This window comes from Rhizobium sp. CG5 (assembly GCF_023701945.1).
GTDB lineage: Bacteria > Pseudomonadota > Alphaproteobacteria > Rhizobiales > Rhizobiaceae > Allorhizobium.
The window spans coordinates 155,223-181,007 of record NZ_JABAEF010000008.1; the positions used below are offsets into that span (position 1 = coordinate 155,223).

Annotated in this window: 20 protein-coding genes; 9 read left to right on the top strand and 11 right to left on the bottom strand. The window is 63.1% G+C overall.

What is annotated here, in order from left to right; all coding sequences use genetic code 11:
• Positions 1–109: 109 nt before the first annotated feature.
• The 4 genes from eno to HGO38_RS15140 all read right to left on the bottom strand — a co-directional run bounded on the left by eno (position 110) and on the right by HGO38_RS15140 (position 3,855).
• Positions 110–1,384, bottom strand: coding sequence for a phosphopyruvate hydratase (gene eno / locus HGO38_RS15125; RefSeq protein ID WP_250956725.1), 1,275 nt, complete (start codon positions 1,382–1,384; stop codon positions 110–112).
• 178 nt (positions 1,385–1,562) lie between these two features.
• Positions 1,563–2,411: a 3-deoxy-8-phosphooctulonate synthase gene (gene kdsA / locus HGO38_RS15130; RefSeq protein ID WP_250956726.1), complete on the bottom strand. Its 849-nt coding sequence runs from the start codon at positions 2,409–2,411 to the stop codon at positions 1,563–1,565.
• Positions 2,408–3,301 (bottom strand): VOC family protein, encoded by an 894-nt coding sequence (locus HGO38_RS15135; RefSeq protein WP_250956727.1) that lies wholly within the window; start codon positions 3,299–3,301, stop codon positions 2,408–2,410. Before HGO38_RS15135 ends, kdsA begins: the two co-directional genes overlap by 4 nt.
• Before the next feature lie 17 nt (positions 3,302–3,318).
• Positions 3,319–3,855, bottom strand: coding sequence for an HXXEE domain-containing protein (locus HGO38_RS15140; protein ID WP_250956728.1), 537 nt, complete (start codon positions 3,853–3,855; stop codon positions 3,319–3,321).
• 291 nt (positions 3,856–4,146) lie between these two features.
• On the opposite strand from HGO38_RS15140, the gene lexA reads away from it, so the two are divergent.
• A complete protein-coding gene (gene lexA, locus HGO38_RS15145) occupies positions 4,147–4,866 on the top strand; it encodes a transcriptional repressor LexA (RefSeq protein ID WP_250956729.1) in 720 nt (239 codons plus the stop codon).
• On the opposite strand, the gene HGO38_RS15150 is transcribed toward lexA, so the two are convergent.
• On the bottom strand, positions 4,847–7,405 hold the full coding sequence (locus tag HGO38_RS15150) for a ComEC/Rec2 family competence protein (RefSeq protein WP_250956730.1): 2,559 nt from the start codon (positions 7,403–7,405) through the stop codon (positions 4,847–4,849). The genes lexA and HGO38_RS15150 overlap by 20 nt on opposite strands.
• 277 nt (positions 7,406–7,682) lie before the next feature.
• On the opposite strand from HGO38_RS15150, the gene gltA reads away from it, so the two are divergent.
• Complete coding sequence (gltA, locus tag HGO38_RS15155) at positions 7,683–8,972, top strand: citrate synthase (RefSeq protein ID WP_250956731.1); 1,290 nt, start codon at positions 7,683–7,685, stop codon at positions 8,970–8,972.
• A 77-nt stretch (positions 8,973–9,049) separates the two neighbouring features.
• Here the strand turns inward: gltA and HGO38_RS15160 are convergent, their stop codons facing one another.
• Positions 9,050–11,689, bottom strand: a complete 2,640-nt coding sequence (locus HGO38_RS15160) for a cation-translocating P-type ATPase (protein ID WP_250956732.1) — start codon at positions 11,687–11,689, stop codon at positions 9,050–9,052.
• Between the two features lie 268 nt (positions 11,690–11,957).
• Here HGO38_RS15160 and HGO38_RS15165 point away from each other — a divergent pair, with 268 nt between their 5' ends.
• The 5 genes from HGO38_RS15165 to HGO38_RS15185 are packed head-to-tail and all read left to right on the top strand — an operon-like array spanning position 11,958 to position 17,436.
• Positions 11,958–13,850, top strand: coding sequence for a peptidylprolyl isomerase (locus HGO38_RS15165; protein ID WP_250956733.1), 1,893 nt, complete (start codon positions 11,958–11,960; stop codon positions 13,848–13,850).
• A 30-nt stretch (positions 13,851–13,880) separates the two neighbouring features.
• Positions 13,881–14,897 (top strand): anthranilate phosphoribosyltransferase, encoded by a 1,017-nt coding sequence (trpD, locus tag HGO38_RS15170; protein ID WP_250956734.1) that lies wholly within the window; start codon positions 13,881–13,883, stop codon positions 14,895–14,897.
• 15 nt (positions 14,898–14,912) lie between these two features.
• Positions 14,913–15,728, top strand: coding sequence for an indole-3-glycerol phosphate synthase TrpC (gene trpC, locus HGO38_RS15175; RefSeq protein ID WP_250956735.1), 816 nt, complete (start codon positions 14,913–14,915; stop codon positions 15,726–15,728).
• Positions 15,725–16,213, top strand: coding sequence for a cyclic pyranopterin monophosphate synthase MoaC (moaC, locus tag HGO38_RS15180; protein ID WP_250956736.1), 489 nt, complete (start codon positions 15,725–15,727; stop codon positions 16,211–16,213). Before trpC ends, moaC begins: the two co-directional genes overlap by 4 nt.
• Positions 16,210–17,436, top strand: coding sequence for a molybdopterin molybdotransferase MoeA (locus tag HGO38_RS15185; protein ID WP_250956737.1), 1,227 nt, complete (start codon positions 16,210–16,212; stop codon positions 17,434–17,436). Before moaC ends, HGO38_RS15185 begins: the two co-directional genes overlap by 4 nt.
• A 67-nt stretch (positions 17,437–17,503) precedes the next feature.
• On the opposite strand, the gene HGO38_RS15190 is transcribed toward HGO38_RS15185, so the two are convergent.
• Complete coding sequence (locus HGO38_RS15190; RefSeq protein ID WP_250956738.1) at positions 17,504–17,701, bottom strand: DUF2735 domain-containing protein; 198 nt, start codon at positions 17,699–17,701, stop codon at positions 17,504–17,506.
• Between the two features lie 519 nt (positions 17,702–18,220).
• On the opposite strand from HGO38_RS15190, the gene HGO38_RS15195 reads away from it, so the two are divergent.
• On the top strand, positions 18,221–19,258 hold the full coding sequence (locus HGO38_RS15195; RefSeq protein ID WP_250956739.1) for a glutamine synthetase beta-grasp domain-containing protein: 1,038 nt from the start codon (positions 18,221–18,223) through the stop codon (positions 19,256–19,258).
• A 148-nt stretch (positions 19,259–19,406) separates the two neighbouring features.
• On the opposite strand, the gene pyrG is transcribed toward HGO38_RS15195, so the two are convergent.
• The 4 genes from pyrG to HGO38_RS15215 all read right to left on the bottom strand — a co-directional run bounded on the left by pyrG (position 19,407) and on the right by HGO38_RS15215 (position 23,491).
• Positions 19,407–21,044 (bottom strand): CTP synthase, encoded by a 1,638-nt coding sequence (pyrG, locus tag HGO38_RS15200; protein ID WP_352230490.1) that lies wholly within the window; start codon positions 21,042–21,044, stop codon positions 19,407–19,409.
• A 133-nt stretch (positions 21,045–21,177) separates the two neighbouring features.
• The gene (gene secG, locus HGO38_RS15205) at positions 21,178–21,579 is read right to left on the bottom strand and encodes a preprotein translocase subunit SecG (RefSeq protein ID WP_250956741.1); all 402 of its coding nucleotides are present in this window, start codon (positions 21,577–21,579) and stop codon (positions 21,178–21,180) included.
• A gap of 97 nt (positions 21,580–21,676) precedes the next feature.
• Entirely contained in the window at positions 21,677–22,447 is a 771-nt protein-coding gene (gene tpiA, locus HGO38_RS15210; RefSeq protein WP_250956742.1) for a triose-phosphate isomerase, read from the bottom strand.
• Between the two features lie 156 nt (positions 22,448–22,603).
• Positions 22,604–23,491, bottom strand: a complete 888-nt coding sequence (locus HGO38_RS15215; RefSeq protein ID WP_250956743.1) for a lysophospholipase — start codon at positions 23,489–23,491, stop codon at positions 22,604–22,606.
• Positions 23,492–23,709: 218 nt separating this feature from the next.
• Here HGO38_RS15215 and parE point away from each other — a divergent pair, with 218 nt between their 5' ends.
• Positions 23,710–25,773 (top strand): DNA topoisomerase IV subunit B, encoded by a 2,064-nt coding sequence (gene parE, locus HGO38_RS15220; protein ID WP_250956744.1) that lies wholly within the window; start codon positions 23,710–23,712, stop codon positions 25,771–25,773.
• The last annotated feature ends 12 nt before the right edge of the window (positions 25,774–25,785 follow it).

Here is a 25,785-nt window from a genome sequence, read left to right on the forward strand (position 1 = left end):
CCGTAGCGTCGATTGTTTAACCGATCGTTGACCAAGGCGGGCAAGCATGAAAAAGCCCGCGCCTCGATCAAGAGGCGCGGGCAAAAACAAGCGAATACTCGGGCAATAATCAGCCGCGCAGGATCGACATGCCGGCGTAGCGGGCCTGGGGGCCAAGCATTTCCTCGATGCGGATCAGCTGGTTGTACTTGGCCAGACGGTCCGAGCGCGACAGGGAGCCGGTCTTGATCTGGCCGCAGTTGGTGGCAACCGCGAGATCGGCGATGATGGAATCCTCGGTTTCGCCGGAGCGGTGCGACATGACGGCGGTATAGGCTGCCTTGTGCGCCGTTTCGACGGCATCCAGCGTTTCCGTCAGCGTACCGATCTGGTTGACCTTGACGAGGATCGAATTGGCGACGCCCATCTTGATGCCGTCGCGCAGGCGCGCGGTGTTGGTGACGAACAGGTCGTCGCCGACCACCTGGCACTTGTCGCCGATCAGATCGGTCAGCGTCTTCCAGCCGTCCCAATCGTCTTCAGCCATGCCGTCTTCGATCGAGATGATCGGATATTTGCCGACCAGCTCGGCCAGGTATTCGGCCATGGCGCCTGATTCGAGGGTGCGGCCCTCGCCTTCCATGGCGTATTTGCCGCCCTTGAAGAACTCGGTTGCGGCGCAGTCGAGCGCCAGGCAGACGTCGTCGCCGGGCTTGTAGCCGGCTTTTTCGACCGACTTCATGATGAAATCAAGCGCTTCCGGTGCGCTCTTCAGGCCTGGCGCAAAGCCGCCCTCGTCGCCGACATTGGTGTTGTGGCCCTGGGCTGCCAGTTCCTTTTTGAGGACGTGGAAGATTTCCGAGCCCATGCGCACGGCGTCGCGCAGGGTGTCGGCGCCGACCGGCATGATCATGAATTCCTGGAAGTCGATCGGGTTGTCGGCATGGGCGCCGCCGTTGATGATGTTCATCATCGGCACCGGCAGGACATGGGCGTTCGGGCCGCCGACATAGCGATAGAGCGGCAGGCCGGAGGCTTCGGCAGCCGCCTTGGCGACCGCTAGCGACACGCCGAGAATGGCGTTGGCGCCGAGGCGCGACTTGTTCGGCGTGCCGTCCATTTCCATCATGATATTGTCGATCTGGATCTGGTTTTCAGCGTCCAGTCCGCCGATGGCGTCGAACAGTTCGGTATTGACCGCCTCGACGGCCTTCTCGACGCCCTTGCCATGGTAGCGCTTTCCGCCATCGCGAAGCTCGACGGCTTCGTGGGCGCCGGTCGAGGCGCCCGAGGGAACGGCCGCACGGCCCATGCTGCCGTCTTCGAGATAAACATCGACCTCGACGGTCGGATTGCCGCGGCTGTCGAGAATTTCTCGGCCGATGATGTCAGTGATCGCAGTCATGGGGGCCTCCCTGCTTCTGTGGGACTTGAGGATGGCCTGTCTTAATCGAAGATGGCGAAAATACAATGGCGGCAATATGACAGAAGCCTGTAACCGATGCCGGCCCGTGCCCTTCAACGCAAGACGCCGGCCCGAAGGCCGGCGTAGAAGCCGTGACTATAGTGAGTGGCAGCGCGAATCAGACGGCCTTGGTGATGGCGTCGAAGGCCAGCAGCTTTTCGAGCAGCCGCGGCATGTCCTTCAGCGCCACCATGTTCGGACCGTCCGACGGCGCGTTGTCGGGATCCTGATGGGATTCGATGAAGAGGCCGGCCACGCCGACCGCGACGGCCGCACGCGACAGGGTTTCGACGAATTCGCGCTGTCCGCCGGTCGAACCGCCCTGGCCGCCCGGCTGCTGCACCGAATGGGTGGCGTCGAAAATCACCGGCGCGCCCATGGCGGCCATGATCGGCAGGGAGCGCATGTCGGAGACCAGTGTGTTATAGCCGAAACACGCGCCACGCTCGCACAGCATGACATTCGGATTGCCGCTGGCAACGATCTTGTGCAGGACGTTCTTCATGTCCCAGGGCGCCAGGAACTGGCCCTTCTTGACGTTGATGGCGCGGCCGGTCTTGGCGGCGGCGACCAGCAGGTCGGTCTGGCGGCACAAAAAGGCCGGGATCTGCAGGACGTCGACGACCGGCGCCACGGCGGCGCAATGCTCTTCGGTGTGCACGTCGGTCAGAACCGGGAAGCCGTATTCCTTCTTCAGGTCGGCAAAGACTTCCAGCGCCTTTTCAAGGCCGATGCCACGGCCGGCCGACAGCGAGGTGCGGTTGGCCTTGTCGTAGGACGATTTGTAGACCAGGCCAATGTCGAGCTTGTCGCAGATTTCCTTCAAGGCGCCGGCCATCATGAAGGCATGATCGCGGCTTTCCATCTGGCACGGGCCGGCAATCAGCGAAAAGCGGGCGCTGTTGGAAAAGGAGACCTTGGTGGCGCCGTCGCCTGTGGTGACGGTGGAATTGGTCGAATTGCTCATGAAACCTCCTGGAATAGATAGAGCGCGCCCTGCCCGGCCTGATGCGGTACGATCAGGCGGCTTTGCCGACGGATAGTGGCCACGCCCTTATCAGCCAGCAGGCGCTCTGTCACCTGCAGATCTGCAACGCCAAACACGACCGCAGCCCCCGACAGGCCCTCGGCAGCCGGCCGCTCCGGCAGGCCGGTCATGGCCTGCAAGCCGGCCGCATCGACGATTTCGATCTGCGCTGCTGCCGTCGAAAAGGCAACGCCGTACGGCCGTGCTTCGGCCCAGCCCTCGCCGAGCACCACCCGCAGCCAGGGAAGATGGGAGGCCGGGTCGTCTGCCGTCAAGATCACCGAGGTGATCGCCAGAGCGCCGTTGTCGTGGCGCTCCAGGGCCGCCCTGTCGACCGTCAGCGGCCGGACACGCTGGCAGGTAAACAGGAAAAAATCGGGCGACTGCGGATCGGCTGAAAAAGCGAGCCTGAACCCGGCTTGCGCGGTTTGCCCATCGGCTTGCAGTACGGGCCGCTCAAATGCCAGCATATCGCCGCCCGACAGGCCGTTTTCCACAAAACGGGCATGATCGAGCCCGGCATCTGCCGTCTGCCCGACAATGGCCAAAAGACCTTCGGCATGGCGAAGGCGAAACGCCTGGTCGCGCGCCACGAAGACATTGCCCTGCTCCACCGCCGCCTGGCACTCCTTGAGACTGGCGACGGCCAAAGGCTCCAGATAGGTACCGCTCGCCAGAAAGACGCAGGCATTCTCGGTGCCGAAGGGGTGGCGCGCCTCCGGGGCGACGGTGAAGCCGAGCGCCGCCAGCCGCGCCCTGGCCTCGGCAAGCGTTTTCACCGGCAGGACCAGATGATCGAGCGGGCGCCGTTCACTGGCGGGCAATGTCATGTTTGAAACCCTCGCTGTTATCCGCCAGATTTGCGCGATATTGCCGCCGCTTGCAAGCCGGACCAAAGACGCGCGCCCACAAAGCGAAGGCGGCGTCCGCCGACAAACAGCAACGGCAGGCTCAGGGCCAGACCGAGAGCGGTGGCCGGTCCGGACCAGACGAACACCGAGAGCGATATGCGGTCCTCGTCGATGGCGGCTTGCAACAGAAGTGCGGCTGCCGGCAGGATAAAGAGCACCGCCGTCGCCGTCCCCGGCATATAACGCTGCTGCCAGAGCGTAAGGACGACATGCGGAACCAAGACGTTCATCAGCATCGCCAGGGCATAACCGCAGAGAAAATAGAGTGCCACCCCACTGCCGGTACTGACCAGCAGCGCCGCGCCATAGCCCAGCACGGTCAGAAAGGCAGCCGCCAGGCGGAACTCGAAGGCTCCCGCTTTGGCGAACCAAGTGGGCGCCGACCGCGTCCAGGCCGGAAGATAGACCGCCTCCTCCAGGTTATGCAGTGTGAGGGCCGCGGCAAATAACCAGCACAGCGATTCGAAATCCATGGATGCCTCGCAGCACAAGGACAAAATGCGGACACGGCGCTATCCGCCGGCCTCCGAAAACGGCTCCGCCGCCAGAGAGGAGAAGCCGCAATCCGGGACGTAGCACAGGACAGCGGTGCTGCGAAATATGATGGCGACGCCGAGGTGCCTGGCAATGCGCCAAAATCCCGATTTTCCGCCACCGTGGCGTTGAGGGCATGGATTCACCGCAAATTAGGGACTTGCAGAACACAAATGGAACATATAGTGTATGTTCTGGATTTGTTTCACAAAATTCGGGGATTTGGCCAGATGCTGACGCGCAAACAACAGGAACTGCTGCTGTTCATTCACGAGCGGATGAAGGAGTCAGGCGTTCCGCCGTCCTTCGACGAGATGAAGGATGCGCTGGACCTGGCGTCGAAATCGGGCATTCACCGGCTGATCACGGCGCTCGAGGAGCGCGGCTTCATCCGCCGCCTGCCGAACCGGGCCCGGGCGCTGGAGGTCATCCGGCTGCCGGAAGCCTATACACCCAGCCTTCAGCCGCGCCGCGGTTTTTCGCCGAGCGTCATCGAGGGCAGCCTCGGCAAGATCCCGCCGGTTGCCGCCGTACCGCAGAAGAGCAGTGCCGACGAGCCATCCCGTTCGACTTCGGTGCCGATGATGGGCCGGATCGCCGCCGGCGTGCCGATCTCGGCGATCCAGAACAATACGCACGATATTTCGGTGCCGTCCGAAATGCTGGGGTCCGGCGAACATTACGCGCTGGAGGTCAAGGGCGATTCGATGATCGAGGCCGGCATTCTCGACGGCGATACCGTGATCATCCGCAATGCCAGCAATGCCAATCCCGGCGACATCGTCGTGGCGCTGGTCGACGACGAGGAAGCCACGCTGAAGCGCTTCCGCCGCCGCGGCGCGTCGATTGCGCTGGAAGCGGCAAACCCGGCCTATGAGACCCGGATTTTTGGCCCCGACCGGGTGAAGATCCAGGGCAAGCTGGTGGGTCTTATCCGCCGCTATCACTGACGGGTCTTGGGCGATACGGCGGCGCGACATCGAGATAGGCGTCGGTTCGCCAGTCGTAGCGGCGATGGACCGACCATGGCCGATCGGAAAGCGTAAGTGCGGCCCTTTGCTCAAAGGTTCGGGACGGCGGATCGCCGAGCACGAGTTCCAGTGAGCCGGTGCGGCGCAGCGTTTCGACGGTGATCAGCCGGGCGCCGGAGCGGCACTGGGTGAAGCTTGGCCTTTGCGCTGAAATGACGAGATCGGCCATGTCACAGGCCATTCCAACATAGGCGTAGTGTTCGACGGCCGCGATACGCCAGCCGCTTGCGGTGCGCGCGACGCACCAGGCCTTGTCGATGCAGGCAAACCGGCCGGATTCGGTTTTGCCGATCATCTCGGCCATGGCGGCGCGGGCGGCTGTCAGGGCGGCGTCGCGATCGGCTTTTGTGAGAGGCGGCGCCCGGATGCTGTCGCTGGATGGCGGTTTGGAGGTCGACGGCGCACCGACTGGGCGCTCCCGGGATGGGGGGTCGCTGGGCGAAGGCATGGTGGCGGGACGCAAGGCCGCCGGCACGAATCCTTTCGGTTCGACAGGGATTGGCGCGACATACTCGGCGATGCTGAGCGCCGTCTGCCATTGTTGATAGATGAAGTCCGGCGGGCGGCGGCGGTTGGTGGCCATCACCCCGTCCTGCAGCAGGCCGACGAGCCGGCCGTCTTCGGCAATGACAATGTCCGGCGGGCGAGCCGGTGGCGTCAGAAACTCCCAGGCGAATGCCATCACCAGGCAGGCCGTGCCGAGATGACGGAGGTTGGAGCCGAGCAGCGTCAGCACAATCAGGCCGGCGGAAGCCAGCGGCAGGAATCCTTGAGAGAGCCGGCCGGTTGCCACTTCGCCGCCCCAGCCGGCCACGTAGCGTGCGACGGCGATCACCATGTCGAGGCCGAAGCCCATGATTTTCAAAGGAACGGCGTCGAGACCGAAGGGCATCAGAAGCATGCCGATAAGCCCGGCCGGCATGACGAGCAGCGACATGATCGGCATGGCGGCGAGATTGGCCTCGATGCTGTGGGCGCCGATCCGATGGAAATGCGACAGCGCGAAGATCGAGGTCGAGAGCCCGCCGATCAGCGATGTCAGGATGATGCCGCCGAACAGCGTCGCCACGGGTTTTGCAAGGCGCGCTCCGGGAAGGTTTGCCAGGGCGGTGTCAAAGCGCGGCCGGCGCCGCCAGGCGGCATAGCCGGCAATCAGTGCCGCAGTGGCGGCAAAGGACATCTGAAAGCTCGGGCCGAGGATCTGCGAGGGCGATATGGCAATCACGATGATCGCGGCGACGGCGGCGTTGCGCATGCTGATCACGGGGCGATCGACAAAGGCCGCGCAGAGCATGATCGCCATCATCAGGAAGGCGCGCTGGGCGGTCACCTGATAGCCGGAGATCAGGAAATAGCCGGTCGTCGTCAAGAGCGCGCCGGCGGCCGCGATCTTCTTGATCGGATAGGCCTCCGCCAACGCGCCGGACAGGCTGAGCAGAAATCGCAGGCCGACGAAGAACAGGCCGCCGGCCAGCGCCATATGCAGGCCGGAAATCGAGATGATGTGGAACAGGCCCGCCATGCGCAGCGCTTCGTTGGTCTCCTCCGACAGGCCGCGCCGTTCGCCGGTGACGATGGCGGCGGCAAAGGCGCCGGCATCGCCGGGGATGACGCTACGGATCCGCAAGGTCACGTTACCGCGCAGCATCGACAGGCGTGTTTCGGCCGCCGTCAGCCAGCCGGGCTGCTCGAGCGACGGAGCGGCAACGGCCTGCGGCGGCCCATAGAAATAGCCGATGGCGCCAATGCCGGAAAAATAGGATCCGAAGGCGAAATCGGTGAGGCCCGGCAGGGCCGGACCGGAGGGCGGCTGCAGCCGGGCCCGGCCCGATATGGCCTGGCCCAGCACAAGCGGCTGATGGGCGCTTCTGGCGAGAAGTGCCGCGCGGGAGGGCGGACGCTTCAGGACCGGATCCCGCGTCGCATCCAGCTTCACGACATAGCGCCAACGCCCGGCGCCATCCGGCTCGCGCGCCTCGACCCGGCCGGTGATCCAGGTGGTGACGGGCGTGTCGATCAGCACGGTGGACCGCCTGGCTGTCTCCAAATCGGCCAGCAGCATGCCGGTCGCCATCAGCGCCAGGGCGGCAAGCGCGTGGTAGAGGGTGCGGTTGCGGCTCCAGGCATAGATCGCAGACGGCACGAGGACCGCAAGGGCGAGGATGACGGCCAGAAAATGCGGTGTCGTCCGCGCTGTGAACCAGGCGACAGCGCCGACGCCAAGGCAGACGGGCACGAGCAGGAAGGCATGGCCAAAGGCGACCTCCCTGTCCCAGGCGACGGCTCCGCGGCGGGCAAGCCGGCCGATCGGGGAGAGCGCAAGCTCGGACCTTGCGTCACCGGACAGAAGGGCGAGCGGGCCGGGATCATCATCATCATCGCCAGGGCCTTGCGACCGCTCCGGCAGCCTCTCCAGGCGGGCGGTCATGCCCACCGGAGCTCGCCTGGCTTCGGTCAAGAACGGCTCCTGCATGGTGCATCGCCCTGTCGGCTTTCGCGCCTCTAGAAGGCGCTCTGAACGACGATGGTAACAAGCAATGAAAGCCGAGGAAAGCGGCGGCAGCGAATCGGCACCTGCCCCAGAATGCGAAAATTGTGATCCATAACGATTATATCGCGATGCACAATTTGCCCTTCGGATAGCTTGGCATTAACCTCTGTATCATATAGCTAATTCGAACGCTTAAAACCTGTGGCGCCCCCGGGCGCCTTCCCGCCACTTCCGGAGGATTCGCATGACGGACAAAAGCGCTGCACTCAAACTTGGAGACAAATCGGTCGAGTTGACCGTGAAGAGCGGGACCATCGGCCCTGACGTCATCGACATCGGCGCGCTTTACAAGCACACCGGCACCTTCACCTACGACCCCGGTTTCACCTCGACGGCCTCCTGCGAGTCCAAGATCACCTATATCGACGGCGACGAAGGCGTGCTGCTGCACCGCGGCTACCCGATCGAACAGCTGGCCGAAAAGGGCGACTTCCTGGAAGTCTGCTACCTGCTGCTCTACGGCGAACTGCCGACCGCTGCCCAGAAGAAGGACTTCGACCATCGCGTCACGCATCACACCATGGTGCATGAACAGATGAGCAAATTCTTCACCGGCTTCCGCCGCGACGCCCATCCGATGGCCGTCATGGTCGGTACCGTCGGCGCGCTGTCGGCCTTCTATCATGACAGCACCGACATCACCGATCCGCATCAGCGCATGGTCGCATCGCTGCGCATGATCGCCAAGATGCCGACGATCGCCGCCATGGCCTACAAGTACCATATCGGCCAGCCCTTCGTGTATCCGAAGAACGATCTCGATTATGCCTCGAACTTCCTGCGCATGTGCTTTGCCGTGCCTTGCGAGGAATATGTGGTCAATCCGGTCCTGGCCCGCGCCATGGACCGCATCTTCATCCTGCATGCCGATCACGAGCAGAACGCGTCGACCTCGACGGTGCGCCTGGCCGGCTCGTCGGGTGCCAATCCGTTCGCCTGCATCGCGGCCGGCATTGCCTGCCTCTGGGGCCCGGCGCATGGCGGCGCCAACGAAGCGGCGCTCAACATGCTGATGGAAATCGGCACGGTCGACCGCATTCCGGAATATATCGCCCGCGCCAAGGACAAGAACGATCCGTTCCGTCTGATGGGCTTCGGCCACCGGGTCTACAAAAACTACGACCCGCGCGCCAAGATCATGCAGAAGACCATGTACGAAGTGCTGGAAGCGACCGGCCACGGTGACGACCCGCTGATGCAGGTCGCGCTTGAACTGGAAAAGATCGCGCTCAGCGACAGCTACTTCATCGAGAAGAAGCTCTATCCGAACGTCGACTTCTATTCCGGCATCACGCTGCGTGCGCTGGGCTTCCCGACCACCATGTTCACCGTGCTGTTCGCGCTTGCCCGCACCGTCGGCTGGATCGCCCAGTGGAACGAGATGATCGAGGATCCGCAGCAGCGCATCGGCCGTCCGCGCCAGCTCTATACCGGGGCTCCGCAGCGCGACTACACGCCGGTCTCCAAGCGTTAAAGACCGGCACATCGCGCCGACCGCGATCCATCAACGAAACCCGGCAAGCCAGATGGCTTTGCCGGGTTTTTCTTTGTTCAGGCCGCGGCTTTCGACGTCTCGCGGTGCCGGCGGTCGATCCATTTGTCCAGTTCGCTGACCAGCAGCACCGAAGAGGCGGCCAGCAGCAGCAACACCCATTCGCGCAGACTGATTGGCGCAATGCCGAGCAGGTCGCTCAGCCCCGGCACATACATGGCGCCGATATGGAGCGACTGGGCGCCGATAATGCTGAGCAGCAGGTAGGGATTGGACGTCAGTTTCTGGCGGAAGACCGAGCGCCGCTCCGATCGGCTGTTGAGGCACTGGAAGTTTTCAAACAGCACGAAGAGCAGCAGCAACAGGTTGCTGACCACGGGCAGCGAGACACCCTGCGACAGCAGCCAGTAAAACAGCGTAAAGCCGCCAACACTCATCGTCAGGGTGGCGGTCACGATTCGCCGCAGCATCAGCCGGTCGAAAATCGGCTCGCCGGGGCCGCGCACCGGCTGCTGCAATTCGTCGCCTTCGGCAGGTTCCGTCACCAGCGCCACGTCCTGCACGCCGTTGGTCACGAGGTTCAGCCATAAAAGCTGCACGGCAGTCATCGGCATCGGCGTGCCGGCGATCATCGCCAGCACGAACAGCAGCACTTCGGCCGCGCCTGTCGAGACCAGCATGAAAATGACCTTGCGGATATTGTTATAGGCCACCCGCCCCTCGCGGATGCCAGCGACGATCGAGGCAAAATTGTCGTCGGTCAGGATGATATCGGCACTTTCCCTGGCGACATCCGTGCCCTTCAACCCCATCGCCACGCCAACATGGGCGTGCTTGAGGGCCGGCGCATCGTTGACGCCGTCGCCGGTCACGGCCACGTAATGGCCGTTGCGGGCCAGCGACCGGACGATCGACAGCTTCTGCTCCGGCTTGACCCGCGCAAAGACCCGGACATGGCGCGTCAACGCATCGAGTTCCTGGTCTCCGGCTTCACTGGCTTCGGCAACGCGCTCGCCACTGGCGACATCCGCATCGGAAAACAGGAGGCCGGCCTGGCGGGCGATCACGGCAGCCGTCTTCGGGTCGTCGCCGGTGATGACGGCCACATCGATGCCGGCGCTGCGGCAGGCCGCCAGCGCCGCGGGCACTTCGGGACGGATCGGATCCTGCATGCCGGCAAGCCCCAGGAACTTCAGGTCGATCAGCATGCGGCCATCATAGGCCACGTCGCCAGGGGGAGCGATCTTGCCTTCGGCAAAGGCCAGAACGCGCAGCCCCTGCCCGGCCATGGCATCGATCTGGGTGCGCAGGAGGTGACGGTCGAGCGCCAAGACGCCGCTGCCGCCCTGCATGGTCTCGCACATCGCCATCAACATATCCGGCGCGCCCTTGACGAAGACCCGCAGCGCATCCTGCGCATGATGAAAGGAGGCGGCGTATTTCTGTTCCGGCTCATAGGGGATGCGGCTGTGCAGGGGAAAATCCTCGAGCAGCTGCTTCCGCATCACGCCGCCTTTGTGGGCGGCGGCCAGCAGGGCAATATCCACCGTATCGCCCATCGGCTCGAACGTATCGTTGCCGCCCATCAGCTGGGCCTCGTTCGGCAGGCTGGCGGCCGTCAGCAGCCGGGTGACGGCGGCACTTGGACCCTCATGGACGCCGTCATGGCTGCGAATGCCGCCGGCGACCGGATCCGTCCCGGTATCGAGCAGCCAATGGGTGCCGTCGGGCAGCCGGATATCGGTCACCGTCAGTTCGTTGAGGGTCAACGTGCCCGTCTTGTCGGTGGCGATCATCGTGCAGGAGCCCAGCGCCTCGACCGCCGGCAGGTTGCGAACAATCACATTGGCGCGCGCCATGCGCCGCATGCTGATCGCCAGCGCCACGGTGATGGCAATCGGCAGGCCTTCGGGGATGGCGCTGACGGCAAGGCCGATCGACATGGTCAGGAGATCGCCAAGCGGCATCTGCCGCAGGAGGCCGACCGCCACCAGAAAGACGATGGCGACGCCGACCGCAATGGCGATCAGGCGGGTAAAACCCTGCATGCGGATCATCAGCGGCGGCTTTGCGGTCGACCGTTCCTGGATCGCACCGGCAATGCGCCCGAGTTCGGTCTGGCTGCCGGTGGCGGCGACGATGCCGCGCGCCCTGCCCCTGGTGACGATGGTTCCGGCAAAGACCGGATCGCCATCGCTCTTGATCACCGGCCGGGACTCGCCGGTATGGGCCGCCTCGTCGCTTTGCAGGCCCTCGACATGCTGAAGCGTGATATCGGCCGGCACGCGCTCGCCGGATTCGAGCATCACCAGATCGCCCGGTACCAGCTCGGCTGCATCGATCATCTGGCGCTGCCCGTCGCGCACCACCGTGGCATGGGCCTGTTCCAGGGCACGCAGTGCATCGGCGGATTTTCCGGCGGAATATTCCTGGATGGCCCCGACAATGCCGTTGACGATCAGCACAACGGCGATGAACAGGGCGTCGGTGACCTCGCTCAGCACCATGGACAGGGCCGCAGACGCCATCAGGATATAGATCAGCGGACTGAGAAACTGCAGCGCCAGCACTTTCAGGAACCGTGGTGGCGGGACGACCGGAAGACGGTTCGGCCCGAAATGCTGCAGCGCCGCTTGTGCCTGATCGGACGTCAAACCGCCCGATTGCGTCGAAACGGTCTTGCCATCGAGATTTTTCACGCAATCGTCCTTGAGCTGGTCACAGGCAGTGTGCGGCGCACTATAGGGAGCAACCCAGCGGCGCGGCATTGATATTTGTCAACCGCCGGGTGCCGATACCTGCCTTTGCTAGGCCGAAGGAGTGACAAGCCGGCCGGCGGCGCCGGCTGGCTGCAGCTGTCGAGACGGCTTTTCGCCAAACATGCCTTCATTTCCGTGACGGTTTGATTTAAGGAACGTCAACTGCTTCGCAGGCTTGCGAGGATCATTGATTGAGGTTTGCGTTCCGATGCTCGAATTACTGAGAAAAGCTTCACGTACCTGGTTTGCCAAGGGGCTGCTGCTGCTGCTTGTCGCGTCCTTCGGGATCTGGGGTGTTTCGAGCTCGCTCATCGGCGACAATTCCGACGCCGTGATCACCGTCGGCGACCAGACGATCTCCACAAACGAGTTCCGGCTGGCCTATCAGCGTCAGATGTCTGATCTCAGCCGCCGGTTCGGCACACAGCTGACCACCGAGCAGGCCCGGGCGCTCGGCATCGACACCCAGGTCTATGCCCAGCTTGCTGCCGGTGCGGCGCTGGATCAGCTTTCCGACGAGATGCGCCTTGGCCTCTCCGAGGACCGGCTGGCCGGCCTGATTGCCGAGGACCCCGCCTTCCGCAACGAAAGCACCGGCCAGTTCGACCGTCAGCTGTTTGCGTCGCGGCTGCGCAATTCCGGACTGCGCGAGGAAGACTATATCCTGGAGCGCTCCAAGGTTGCGGTGCGCAGCCAGATCGTCGAAGCCACCTCGGACGGCTTTACGCCGCCCCAGGTGCTGGTCGATGCCTTGCGGCAATACCGCGACGAAAGCCGCACCATCGATTACCTGCTGCTCTCCAGTGCCAATGTCGACCCGATCAAGGCACCGGACGACGCCACGCTGGCCGCCTGGTTCGAAACGGTGAAGGCCCGCTACCGGGCGCCCGAGTATCGCGCCTTCTCCTATGTCAAGCTGCAGCCTGCCGACCTTGCCGATCCGGCCAGCGTTTCCGACGAGATGGCACGGCAGGACTATGAGGCGCGCAAGGCACGCTATGAAATCGCCGGCACGCGGACGATCGAACAGCTGACCTTCGAGACCCGCGAAATGGCAGAGGCTGCCGTGGTCGCGATGAAAGAAGGTGCGTCCTTCGATCAGCTGGTGACCGACCAGGGCAAGACGGCCACCGACGTGCTGATCGGCGATTTTACCAAGGACAGGGTTCCCGACCCGGCGCTTGCCGAGGCCGCCTTCGCCATCGAGAAGGAAGGGGCAACCTCGCCCGTCATCGACGGTTCGTTCGGGCCGGTCGTGTTGCGCGTGTCGAATATCAAGCCGGGCCGGACCCAGAGCTTCGACGAAGTGAAGGAGCAGATCCGCGAGAGCCTGGCCACCGCTGCGGCGATCGAGGACATCACCACGGCCCATGACCGGTTCGAGGACCTGCGCGCCTCCGGCTCGTCGCTGGAGGACGCCGCCAAGGAACTGAACCTGAAGCCGGTGATCATCGACGCCATCGACCGCCAGGGCCGCGACAAGTCCGAAAAGGACATTGCCGGCATTCCGGAAAAACAGGCGCTGATTGGCGAAGTCTTCCAGACCGACATCGGCGTCGAAGCCCTGCCGCTGTCGATCGGCAATGACGGCTATGTCTGGTTCGAGGTGCGCGACATCGTTGCCGAACGGGACCGCCCATTGGCTGAAGTGCGGGAAAAGGCGGTCGCCGACTGGACCGCCGAGCAGCAGAAGATCGAGCTTGGCGCCAAGGTTGAAAGCCTCAAGGAACGGGCAGAACAGGGCGCGCCGCTGGCAGATATCGCCGCCGAACTGGCGATCTCGGTGGAAAACAAGACGGGCCTGCGCCGCAGCAGCGATGATCCGGTGCTCGGTGCCGCCGCTGTGGCTGCGGCCTTTACCGGCCCGGTAGGAACGCTTGGCTCGGCGCCCGGCAACGACCCGGACACGCAGATCCTGCTGAAGGTGACCGAGATCAACAACCAGCCGACGGTCAATGCGCTCGACAATCAGGACCAGCAGGTGATTGCCACGGCCAAGGCTGCCGGCGACGACATTCTCGACCAGATGGTCAACGAGTTGCAGGCGAACTATGGTGTCAGCGTCAATCAGGCGCTGGCCGAGCAGGCCATGGTTCGCTGATCGACACGCGTATTTGGGGGACACAGCTTCATGTCTGGGCTCAAGCCGTTTATCGCCAAGGTGGCCAATCGAGACGCGCTGTCGCGGGCCGAGGCCAGCGAGGCGTTTGAAATCCTGATGTCCGGCGAAGCGACGCCGGCGCAGATCGGCGGGTTCCTGATGGCGCTTCGGGTGCGCGGCGAGACGGTCGGCGAGATTGCCGGTGCCGTCAGCGTCATGCGCGCCAAGATGCTGCCCGTCGATGCGCCATCCGACGCCATCGACATCGTCGGCACCGGCGGCGACGGAACGGGAACCTACAATATCTCGACGCTGGCCGCCCTGATCGTGGCGGGCACCGGCCTGCCGGTCGCCAAGCACGGCAACCGGGCACTCAGTTCGAAATCCGGAGCGGCCGACAGCTTGTCGGCGCTGGGCGTCAAGCTCGATATCGATCCGGCCGGCATTGCGCGCTGCATTTCCGAAGCCGGTATCGGCTTCATGTTCGCGCAATTGCACCATTCGGCCATGCGCCATGTCGGACCGGCCCGCGTCGAGCTCGGCACACGCACCATCTTCAATCTGCTAGGTCCGCTCTCCAACCCGGCCGGCGTGCGCCAGCAATTGCTCGGCGTCTTCTCGCCCGACTGGGTGATGCCGCTTGCCGAAGTGCTGCGCGACCTCGGCTCGACGAGCGCCTGGGTGGTGCATGGCAATGGTCTCGACGAGATCACCACCACGGGCATGACAAAGGTGGCGGCCCTGGAGAACGGAGAGATCCGCAGCTTCGAACTGCAGCCGTCGGACTTCGGCGTCGACACCGTGGAGCTGGCAGCGCTGAAGGGCGGCGATGGCGTGGAGAATGCGGCAGCGCTGACTGCGGTGCTGAACGGCGCTAAAAACGCCTATCGCGACATTGCGCTTTGCAATGCTGCTGCAGCGCTGGTGATTGCCGGAAAGGCATCGAACGTGCGCGACGGCATGGCGATCGCCACGCAATCGCTCGACAGCGGCGCGACGGCGACGGCGCTCGAAAAACTCGTGGCGGTTTCCAACGCCAACAATTGAGGCTAGGATCGTGATATGACCGATATCCTGAAGCGGATCGAAGACTACAAGCGCGACGAGATCGCCGCTGCCAAGCTGGCGCGTCCGCTCGCCGAGTTGAAGGCGATGGCGGCCGATCAGGATGCGCCGCGCGGCTTCTATGCGGCGCTCAAGGCGCGGCAGGCGGCCGGCCAGTTCGGACTGATCGCCGAAATCAAGAAAGCCAGCCCCTCGAAAGGCCTGATCCGCCCCGATTTCGATCCGCCGGCGCTGGCGCGCGCCTACGAGGCAGGCGGTGCCAGCTGTCTGTCCATCCTGACCGACGGCCCGAGCTTCCAGGGTTCGCCGGAGTTTCTTCGCACGGGGCGGGCCGCCTGCAGCCTGCCAGCGCTGCGCAAGGATTTCATGTTCGACACTTATCAGGTCCACGAAGCGCGCGCCTGGGGCGCCGATTGCATCCTGTTGATCATGGCCTCGCTGTCCGACAGTGACGCGGCACGGCTGGAGCAGGAGGCACTGGCGCTTGGCATGGATGTGCTGGTCGAGGTGCATGACGAGCACGAGACCGAACGCGCCCTGAAACTTACCTCGCCGATGATCGGCGTCAACAATCGCGATCTGCGGACCTTCGAGGTCAGCCTGTCCGTCAGCGAGCGAATTGCGCCGCTGGTGCCGAGCGACCGCCTGCTGGTCGGCGAAAGCGGTATCTTCAGCCATGCGGATTGCCTGCGCCTGAAGGCAAGCGGCATCACCACCTTCCTTGTCGGCGAAAGCCTGATGCGTCGCGACGATGTCAGCCAGGCGACCATCGAACTGCTCACCGGCACCGCTGGCACCCTGGCGGCCGAATGACAGGCCTCACCCATATCGGCGCCTCCGGCGAAGCCCATATGGTCGATGTCGCCGACAAGGCCGAGACGGTTCGCGTCGCGGTCGCCGAGGGCCATATCCGCATGGCAGTCTCGACTTTGGCGCTGGTCCGCGAGGGCAATGCCAAGAAGGGCGATGTGATCGGCACGGCACGCATTGCCGGCATCATGGGCGCCAAGCAGACGTCGAGCCTCATTCCGCTCTGCCATCCGCTGATGCTCAGCAAGATCACCGTCGACATCGAGGAAGACACCGCCCTGCCCGGCCTGCGCGTGACCGCGACCGTGAAATTGACCGGCAAGACCGGCGTCGAGATGGAAGCGCTGACGGCGGTGTCGATCGCCTGCCTGACGATTTACGACATGGCCAAGGCTGTCGACAAATCCATGGAGATCGGCGGCATCCGGCTGATGGAAAAGACCGGCGGTAAATCAGGTCCCTATCGCCACCCGGAGGCCGCTTCGTGAGCCTGCTGACGGTTACCGAGGCGCAGAGCCGCCTGCTGGGCGGCGTCTCCCCGATTGCCGACAGCGAGACCGTCGGCCTGCACGACGCCGATGGGCGGGTGCTGTGCGGCGCCATTGCCGCCAATCTGACCCAGCCGCCCTTCGATGCCTCGGCGATGGACGGCTATGCCCTGCGGGGCGCCGATGCGCCGCTGCCCGGCGCCGTTCTGTCGGTGATCGGGGAATCGGCGGCCGGACACGGCTTTTCCGGCTCGGTCGGCGCCGGCGAGGCCGTGCGGATCTTTACCGGCGCGCCGATGCCGGATGGCGCCGATACGGTGCTGATCCAGGAGGATGCCGAGCGGCTGGATGACGGTCGCCGCATCAAAACGACATTCCCCATCGCCCTCGGCCGGCATGTGCGGCCACGCGGCCAGGATTTTTTGCTGGGCGAGACCGTGCTTGCCGATGGCACGCCGCTCGATTTCGCGCGCCTGACGCTGGTCGCCGCGATGAACCATGGGGAGATCGCCGTCTACCGCAAGCCGCTGGTCGCCCTGATCGCCACGGGCGACGAACTGGTGCGGCCGGGCACGGCGCCCGGTCCGAGCCAGATCGTCGGCTCCAATACATTCGGGATCGCCGCACTCGCCCGCCAGAATGGCGCCGACGTGCTCGATCTCGGTATTGTGGCGGACAAGCCGGAGGCGATTGCCGAGGCAATCGAGCGGGCCACGCGGGCCAAGGCCGATATCCTGGTGACGCTCGGCGGCGCCTCTGTCGGGGATCATGATCTCGTGCAGTCGACGCTGATTGCCTGCGGCATGCAGCTCGATTTCTGGAAGATCGCCATGCGTCCGGGCAAGCCGCTGATGGTCGGTTCGCTCGGCGACATGCGGGTGCTGGGCCTGCCGGGGAATCCGGTGTCCAGCATGGTCTGCGCGCTCTTGTTTCTGGAACCGCTGCTGGCCCGGATGACGCGTCTGACCCCGTTGCCGCGCGACGCCGTGGCCATCACCACGACGGTGCTTGCCGCCAATGACAAGCGCCAGGATTTTTTGCGCGCCCGGCTTGGGCGCGACGAGGCCGGCGCACTGGTCGTCACCAGCTACGGCAAGCAGGATTCATCGATGATGAAGATCTTTGCGCAGTCCGACTGCCTGATCGTGCGGCCGCCGCATGGCGAAAGCGTCGAGATCGGCGCTGCCGTTCCGGTCCTGCTGCTGAGGCCGTTCGACGGCTAAGCCCAACAACTGAAGCCCACACTGATCCCTCGGCCGCCCCTGTGGTTGGCAGACGCGGCGGATGGCGTCAGGACTTGGTCGTCTTGTCGGCTTCCCGAACGGCCTCTTCGTGATACCAGCTTCCGCCGGATGCGGCATCGCAACGCGTCATCGGTCCGGCGTCGCCGGCCATGCGTTCGATCGCCTGGAGATCCCGGAACGCTTTGCGGGCGATGTTCGGGAACTGATAAATCTTTGCGGTTTCGCGATGGAAACTCATGGTCATTGGGGCGTCTCCTTCTAAAAGCAATGCTACCCTGAATATCTTTTTCAACTCCTAATATAGCAGACCTGTATAGCGATTGCATCATCTGCCTAAAAATAAATCACACATTGCCTCTTTTTTATGCATCGTTGCAATGTGCCGTTTTGCCGAACGAGGAACGAAGCGGATTTTTCGGTTCCGACATCATTTTGGGCAGATTTGCGGGTCGCTTAAAAAATGACGAGCCTTTTTGGACGAATTTCATCAGAAAACCGTCCGCAGCCGGCCAAAACTCGCCGTTCTACGGAGGTTTTACCATTATTAGTGCCGCCGCAGATACACACCAACTGGCGGCCGAACCGACGATCATTTGTCCCCGATTCGCATTTTTCTAAATCTTCATAAATTTTTTCGACACAACCGGTCCGTTTGGCACGTCAAATGCAAGGCACTTCGCGGATGTTGACGGGTGGGATTTGACCGCGGTGCTGGCCGAACGACCTCCCTCACTTCGCATCACTAACCCATGAGAGGTTCGCAATGACAAAATACAAGCTCGAGTATATTTGGCTCGACGGGTACACTCCGGTACCTAATCTCCGCGGCAAGACGCAGGTCAAGGAATTCGAGACTTTCCCGACGCTCGAACAGCTGCCGCTCTGGGGCTTTGACGGCTCCTCCACGATGCAGGCCGAAGGCCGCAGCTCCGACTGCGTGCTGAAGCCCGTCGCCGTTTACCCGGATCCGGCTCGGACCAATGGCGTTCTTGTCATGTGCGAAGTCATGATGCCCGATGGCGTCACCCCGCATGCGACCAACAGCCGTGCAACCATTCTCGACGACGAAGGCACCTGGTTCGGCTTCGAGCAGGAATACTTCTTCTACGAAGACGGCCGTCCGCTCGGCTTCCCGGAACACGGCTTCCCCGCTCCGCAGGGCCCGTATTACACCGGCGTCGGCTACAAGAATGTTGGCAGCGTTGCCCGCGAAATCGTCGAAGAACATCTCGACCTGTGCCTGGCCGCCGGCATCAACCACGAAGGCATCAATGCCGAAGTGGCCAAGGGCCAGTGGGAATTCCAGGTGTTCGGCAAGGGCTCCAAGAAGGCCGCCGACGAAATCTGGATGGCCCGCTATCTGCTGCAGCGCCTGACCGAAAAATACGGCATCGACATCGAGTATCACTGCAAGCCGCTCGGCGACACCGACTGGAACGGTTCGGGCATGCATTGCAACTTTTCGACCCAGTACATGCGCGAAGTGGGCGGCAAGGAATATTTCGAAGCGCTGATGGCAGCCTTTGAAAAGAACCGCGAAGAGCACATCGCCGTTTACGGTCCGGACAACCACATGCGCCTGACCGGCAAGCACGAGACCGCTTCGATCCACAGCTTCTCCTATGGCGTGGCCGACCGTGGCGCCTCGATCCGCGTGCCGCACTCCTTCGTCAACAACGGCTATCGCGGCTATCTCGAAGATCGCCGCCCGAACAGCCAGGGCGACCCCTACCAGATCGCTTCGCAGGTCCTGAAGACCATTGCCGAAGTTCCGCTCGGCAAGGCCGCTGCTGCCGCCTAACGGCGTCTGCGCTGACAATCGACAGGCGACGGCTTGGTCTCCAGGCCGTCGCCTTTTTTGTTTGCGCTCGCTTTGTCTTTATCCCGCACAAACAAAAGGCCCGGATCGCTGCGGGCCTTTTGCTTTTTAGAACTGGATTGCTCTTGTCTTAGACCAGACGGCTCTGCTCCATGGCAGCGCCGATAAAGCTGGCGAACAGCGGATGCGGATCGAGCGGGCGGCTTTTGAGTTCCGGGTGGTACTGAACGCCGATGAACCACGGATGATCCGGGTATTCGACCGTCTCGGGCAGCAGGCCGTCGGGCGACATGCCGGAAAACACCAGGCCACAGTCTTCCAGCCGCTCCTTGTAGTCGACATTGACCTCATAGCGATGACGATGGCGCTCGGAAATATCCGTCGAACCATAGACTTCGGCGATCTTGGTGCCCTTCTTGAGGGAGGCCTTGTAGGCGCCGAGGCGCATCGTGCCGCCGAGATCGCCGGACGAGGCCCGTTTCTCCAGCTGATTGCCGTTCATCCATTCGGTCATCAGGCCGACCACCGGCTCGTCTGTCTTGCCGAACTCGGTCGAGGAGGCATGGTCGATGCCGGCCAGATGGCGGGCCGCTTCGACGACTGCCATCTGCATGCCGAAGCAGATGCCGAAATAGGGAACCTTGCGTTCGCGGGCAAACTGCGCCGCCAGGATCTTGCCTTCGGAGCCGCGCTCGCCGAAACCGCCGGGCACCAGGATGCCATGCACCTTTTCCAGCCAGGGCGCGGGATCTTCCTTTTCGAAGACCTCCGACTCGATCCATTCCAGCTTGACCTTGACCCGGTTGGCGATGCCGCCGTGATGCAGGGCTTCGATCAGCGACTTGTAGGCGTCCTTCAGGCCGGTATATTTGCCGACGATGGCAATCGTCACCTCACCCTCCGGGGTGCGGATGCGGTTGCAGACGTCTTCCCAGGCCTTCAGACGCGGCTTGGGGGCCGGTTCGATACCGAAGGCGGCCAGCACTTCCGAATCCAGCCCTTCGCGGTGATAGGCGATCGGAACGTCATAGATATTGGCCGCATCCAGCGCCTGGATGACGGCGGACGGACGGACATTGCAGAACAGCGACAGTTTGCGACGTTCGGCTTCCGGGATCTCCCGATCGGCGCGCACCAGCAGGATATCGGGATGGATGCCCAGCGCCTGCAATTCCTTGACGGAATGCTGGGTCGGCTTGGTCTTCAATTCGCCGGCCGCCGGAATATAGGGCATCAGCGTCAGGTGCACGTAGATCGCGGTGCCGCGCGGCAGGTCGTTGCCGAGCTGGCGGATCGCTTCCATGAACGGCATGGCCTCGATGTCGCCGACCGTGCCGCCGATCTCGCAGATGACGAAGTCGTAATCGTCATTGCCCTCGGTGACGAAATCCTTGATCTCGTTGGTGACATGCGGAATGACCTGGACGGTGGCGCCGAGATAGTCGCCGCGCCGCTCCTTGTCGATGATGTTCTTGTAGATCCGACCCGTGGTGATGTTGTCGGTTTTGGTGGCCGAACGCCCCGTGAAGCGTTCGTAATGACCGAGGTCGAGGTCCGTCTCGGCGCCGTCATCAGTCACGAAAACCTCACCGTGCTGGGTGGGGCTCATGGTGCCGGGATCGACGTTGAGATAGGGGTCCAGCTTGCGAAGGCGAACGCGGTAACCGCGGGCCTGCAACAAAGCTCCGAGTGCTGCGGCCGCTATTCCCTTACCAAGTGAGGAAACCACGCCGCCAGTGATGAATACATATCGCGCCATGGGCTTCACCGGATACCGATTTGAAATTGATTCCACCAGCCCAAAAGAGGAATTACCCCCATTTTTTATCAGCCGGCCGGAATATGGACAAAAGAAAACCGGCGGACTCGATGAGCCCGCCGGAGCTATATGGACGAAACGATCAGTTTCCAGTCGGAACGGCGTTCGGATCCGCCTTCGGAGCGGCCGGCGTCGTGGGTGCCGGAGCAGCGCCATTGGTCGCAGGTGCGGCCGGGGCTGCGCCCGGAAGCTGATCGAGAACATTGCTGCCCTGGCCCTGCGATGTGCCGGCCGGGATCCGATCGAGAATGTCGGTCGGCTTCGATTCGTAGCGAGCCAGAATGCCGAGCCCAAGCGAGGTCACGAAGAACAGGCCCGCCAGGATGGCCGTGGTGCGCGTCAGCGCGTTGGCGGTACCGCGGGCCGACATGAAGCCGGAGCCGCCGCCGATGCCCAAACCACCGCCCTCAGAGCGCTGGATCAGCACCACGCCGACAAGCGCCAGCACGATCATGAGGTGAATGACAATCAATACGGTCTGCATGTATAATCCGTCCTGCCCTCATCAGGGCAAAATCTTCTATGGCTTCGGCGGCTCTTTACATGAGGTGACGGGGCATGGAAAGCCCCTCGCCGTCAATTCAGGACACCAGATCCTTGTAGACGCCGTATATGGCGAGGAAATCAGCGGCTTTCAAGCTGGCACCACCGATCAGTGCGCCATCGACATTGGCGACGGCCATGAGTTCCTTGGCATTGGACGGCTTGACCGAGCCGCCGTAGAGGATGCGCATCTTGGCACCCTCGTCGCCAAAGCGCTTGACGAGCTCGGAGCGCATGAAGGCATGGGCTTCCGTCACGTCCCTGGTGGTCGGTGTGACGCCCGTGCCGATCGCCCAGACCGGCTCATAGGCGATGACGGTGCTTTGGGCCGTGGCACTGTCCGGCACGGAGCCGGCCAGTTGGCGCTTCAGGATGTCGAGGGTCTGGCCGGCCTTGCGCTCGTCTGCGGTCTCGCCGATGCAGATGATCGCCGTCAGCTCGGCCGCATAGGCGGCTTCGGCCTTGGCGCGGACCAGATGATCGGTCTCGGCGTGATCGGTGCGACGCTCGGAATGGCCGACGATGACATGGGTGCCGAAACAATCGGCAATCATGTCGGCGGAAATCTCGCCGGTATGGGCGCCAGAGACGTTCTGGTGGCAATCCTGAGCACCGATCAGCAGCGGGCTGTCATCGCACAGAGCCGTCGCCACGTAGAGAAGGGTTGCAGGCGGGCAGATCAGCGCATCGACCTTTTCAGCCAGCGGCGACTTGACGCCCTCCGCGATCGCCTTGATCTGATCAAGCGAGGCTCGGGTGCCGTTCATCTTCCAATTGCCGGCCACAAGTGGACGTATATCCGGCGTCATATCAGCCCCCTATCCATTTGATTTATAGGGGGACTAGCAAAAGACGAGGACAAAGGAAAGGTTATCGCGGCGTTTTGGCTGTTAAATCGGCAGATATGGTGAAAATCGAGGCGAAATCACTTTCTGCGTCAAAACCAAACAGCAAAGGCTAATATTTCAGCCCTGCCCTATCATCCAGTTAAGGATCTTTCGCCAGTCCGTCATGCGCACCGGCGTACCGTGCGATCCGCTCTGAAACAGCGTGAAGCGCACCGGATATCCCTTGCCGTGCAGGCTGTCGTAGAGGGCGATCTGGGTTGCCGCGGCATAGACGCTGTCGGCGCTGCCATGGGTGAAATAGACCGGCAATCTGCGTTTGAAGGCAGCACTCTTGGCAAAATCCGGGTCGGTTGCGCCACCGAGAAGGGCCATGCCGGAAAGAACCGACGAAGCCGTGGGATCGCGGGCAATGTCCCAGCAGATGCTGCTACCCATCGAGGCACAGGCCAGCACCACCGGCCGGCCGGGCGACTGGGCCGCGCTATAGGCGATCAGGGCTGCGATATCGGCCACGCCCTTGCTGTCGAAGGAGGTGACGCTCGGCGCGTAATAGGTGCCCTGGTTGTCGACGGCGAGGTTCTTCAGCCGGTTGAAATTGCCGCCGAAGGTAAAATCGTTGACGCCAAGCCGGCGGTCGCCGCCGCGGCCATGAATGAAGATCACCGTGAAGCGACCGCCCTGGGCCGCGCCGACGCGGGCGACCTCCAGTTGGCGCGCGCCGAAATCGAGCGTCTCTTTGACCTCAGAGCGACGCACACCCAGTGCCACATAGGCCTGCTTGACGCGGCGCTCGGGGATCTGGTCGCGGCCGTTGATATCGCGCATTTCATCGTAATCGAGCACCTCGAAATCGCCGCCATCGCGGCTTTCGAGCACGGTCTGCTGCGAGAAGAGCTCGTCTTTGAAGGGTTTGAGGACCAGCGGATCGGCGGCAGCCGCGCCGGCCAGACAAAGCCAGGTCAAAAAACTTGCCGCAATGCGGAAATGAGCTGTGGACATCTGCATGACAACGGTGTCTCCCTTGGGCGTCAGCCTTGCCTTTAGAACCGGAGAAACGCAATGCTCTCGAAAAAGCATGCGGGCCCCGCCGGCAAAGTCGCGCACGCGCCGCCTTTCTGGCAAAATCCAGCCGATTCGCAAGACTGACACGGACATGCGGCAAGATTTGCGCACGGCATTCCGGCCCTCGTGCTGCCAGATGGAACAGATTATTGAACGACGCCATGGACGATAACAGCGATCTCTTTGCCGGCCTGCCGCTTGCCCCCAAGCCGGAAGCCGCATCTGCCCCTGCCGTGAAAGCGCCGGCCGCTCCGGTCGAAAAGCCGCGCGTGCCGCATGTGGCGCAGACCAGCAGCGAGAGCGAATACGGCGCCTCGTCCATCCGGGTGCTGGAAGGCCTCGAGCCGGTGCGCATGCGTCCCGGCATGTATATCGGCGGCACGGACGAAAAGGCGCTGCATCACCTGTTTGCCGAAGTCATCGACAATTCGATGGACGAAGCGGTGGCGGGCCATGCCAATTTCATCGACGTCCATCTCGATACGCAGGGCTTCCTGACCGTTACCGACAATGGCCGCGGCATTCCGGTGGAACTGCATCCGCAGGTGCCGGGCAAGTCGACGCTCGAAGTGATCATGACCAAGCTGCATGCCGGCGGCAAGTTCGACGGCAAGGCCTATGAGACCTCCGGCGGCCTGCACGGCGTCGGCGTCTCGGTCGTCAATGCCCTGTCGGATCTGCTCGAAGTGGAAGTGGCGCGCAATCGCAAACTCTATCGCCAGACCTTTTCGCGCGGCGTGCCGGTCGGCGGGCTGGAGGAACTCGGCGAAGTGCACAATCGCCGCGGCACGCGGGTGCGCTTCCATCCCGATCCGCAGATCTTTGGCGACCATGCGAAATTCGATCCGGGCCGGATCTTTCGCATGGCGCGCTCCAAGGCCTATCTGTTCGGTGGCGTCGAGATCCGCTGGTCCTGCGATCCGGGCATGGTGCCGGAAGGCGGCGACATTCCGGAAAAGGCCGTGTTCCATTTTCCAGGCGGTCTGAAGGACTATCTGGCCGCAACACTCGGCAAGGACTTTACCGTTACCCGCGAGATCTTTGCCGGCCGGACCGACAAGTCCGGCGGGCATGGCGCCATGGAATGGGCGGTCACCTGGTACGGCGGCGATCCGCAGCTGCATTCCTATTGCAACACCATTCCGACGCCCGAGGGCGGCACCCATGAGGCGGGCCTGCGCATCGCGCTGACCAAGGGCCTGAAGAACTATGCCGAGCTGACCCAGAACAAGCGGGCCCGCGAGATCACCACCGACGACGTGATGATTTCGGCGGTCGGCATGCTGTCGGTGTTCATCCGCGAGCCGGAATTCGTCGGCCAGACCAAGGACAAGCTGGCGACCGTCGAGGCGCAGCGTCTGGTGGAAAATGCGCTGCGCGATCCGTTCGACCATTATCTCGCCGACAATCCGAACGAAGCGGCCAAGCTGCTGGAATGGGTGATCGAGCGCGCCGAGGAGCGGCTGCGCCGCCGCAAGGAAAAGGAAGTCAACCGCAAGTCGGCGGTGCGCAAGCTGCGCCTGCCGGGCAAGCTGGCCGACTGCTCGCAGAACACCGCGGACGGCGCCGAACTGTTCATCGTCGAAGGCGATTCGGCCGGCGGCTCGGCCAAGCAGGCGCGCAACCGCTCGAACCAGGCCATCCTGCCGTTGCGCGGCAAGATCCTCAACGTGGCGAGTGCGGGCCGCGACAAGCTGACGGCCAACCAGCAGATCGGCGACCTGATCCAGGCGCTTGGCTGCGGCACGCGCTCGAAATATCGCGACGAGGACCTGCGCTACGAGCGCATCATCATCATGACCGATGCCGATGTCGACGGCGCCCATATCGCCTCGCTGCTGATCACCTTCTTCTACCAGGAAATGCCGGAGCTGATCCGCGGCAACCATCTCTATCTGGCCGTGCCGCCGCTCTATGTCATCCGCCAGGGCGCCAAAACAGCCTATGCCCGCGACGATATCCACCGTGCCGAGCTGATGGAAACCATGTTCAAGGGCAAGAAGGTCGAGATCGGCCGCTTCAAAGGCCTTGGCGAAATGATGCCGGCGCAGCTGAAAGAAACCACCATGGATCCGTCCAAGCGCATGCTGTTGCGCGTGGCGATCGATGACATCGATTTCGAAGGCACGCGTGACGCCGTGGATGCGCTGATGGGCACCAAGCCCGACGCCCGCTTCCGCTTCATCCAGGACCGGGCGGCCTTTGCCGAAAACCTGGATATCTAACAACCTTCGCCC

Bases quoted from the DNA above. Each gene is read 5' to 3' on its own strand.
- eno (WP_250956725.1), bottom strand. From the start codon at position 1,384: ATGACTGCGATCACTGACATCATCGGCCGAGAAATTCTCGACAGCCGC.
- kdsA (WP_250956726.1), bottom strand. From the start codon at position 2,411: ATGAGCAATTCGACCAATTCCACCGTCACCACAGGCGACGGCGCCACC.
- HGO38_RS15135 (WP_250956727.1), bottom strand. From the start codon at position 3,301: ATGACATTGCCCGCCAGTGAACGGCGCCCGCTCGATCATCTGGTCCTG.
- HGO38_RS15140 (WP_250956728.1), bottom strand. From the start codon at position 3,855: ATGGATTTCGAATCGCTGTGCTGGTTATTTGCCGCGGCCCTCACACTG.
- lexA (WP_250956729.1), top strand. From the start codon at position 4,147: ATGCTGACGCGCAAACAACAGGAACTGCTGCTGTTCATTCACGAGCGG.
- gltA (WP_250956731.1), top strand. From the start codon at position 7,683: ATGACGGACAAAAGCGCTGCACTCAAACTTGGAGACAAATCGGTCGAG.
- HGO38_RS15165 (WP_250956733.1), top strand. From the start codon at position 11,958: ATGCTCGAATTACTGAGAAAAGCTTCACGTACCTGGTTTGCCAAGGGG.
- trpD (WP_250956734.1), top strand. From the start codon at position 13,881: ATGTCTGGGCTCAAGCCGTTTATCGCCAAGGTGGCCAATCGAGACGCG.
- trpC (WP_250956735.1), top strand. From the start codon at position 14,913: ATGACCGATATCCTGAAGCGGATCGAAGACTACAAGCGCGACGAGATC.
- moaC (WP_250956736.1), top strand. From the start codon at position 15,725: ATGACAGGCCTCACCCATATCGGCGCCTCCGGCGAAGCCCATATGGTC.
- HGO38_RS15190 (WP_250956738.1), bottom strand. From the start codon at position 17,701: ATGACCATGAGTTTCCATCGCGAAACCGCAAAGATTTATCAGTTCCCG.
- HGO38_RS15195 (WP_250956739.1), top strand. From the start codon at position 18,221: ATGACAAAATACAAGCTCGAGTATATTTGGCTCGACGGGTACACTCCG.
- secG (WP_250956741.1), bottom strand. From the start codon at position 21,579: ATGCAGACCGTATTGATTGTCATTCACCTCATGATCGTGCTGGCGCTT.
- tpiA (WP_250956742.1), bottom strand. From the start codon at position 22,447: ATGACGCCGGATATACGTCCACTTGTGGCCGGCAATTGGAAGATGAAC.
- HGO38_RS15215 (WP_250956743.1), bottom strand. From the start codon at position 23,491: ATGCAGATGTCCACAGCTCATTTCCGCATTGCGGCAAGTTTTTTGACC.
- parE (WP_250956744.1), top strand. From the start codon at position 23,710: ATGGACGATAACAGCGATCTCTTTGCCGGCCTGCCGCTTGCCCCCAAG.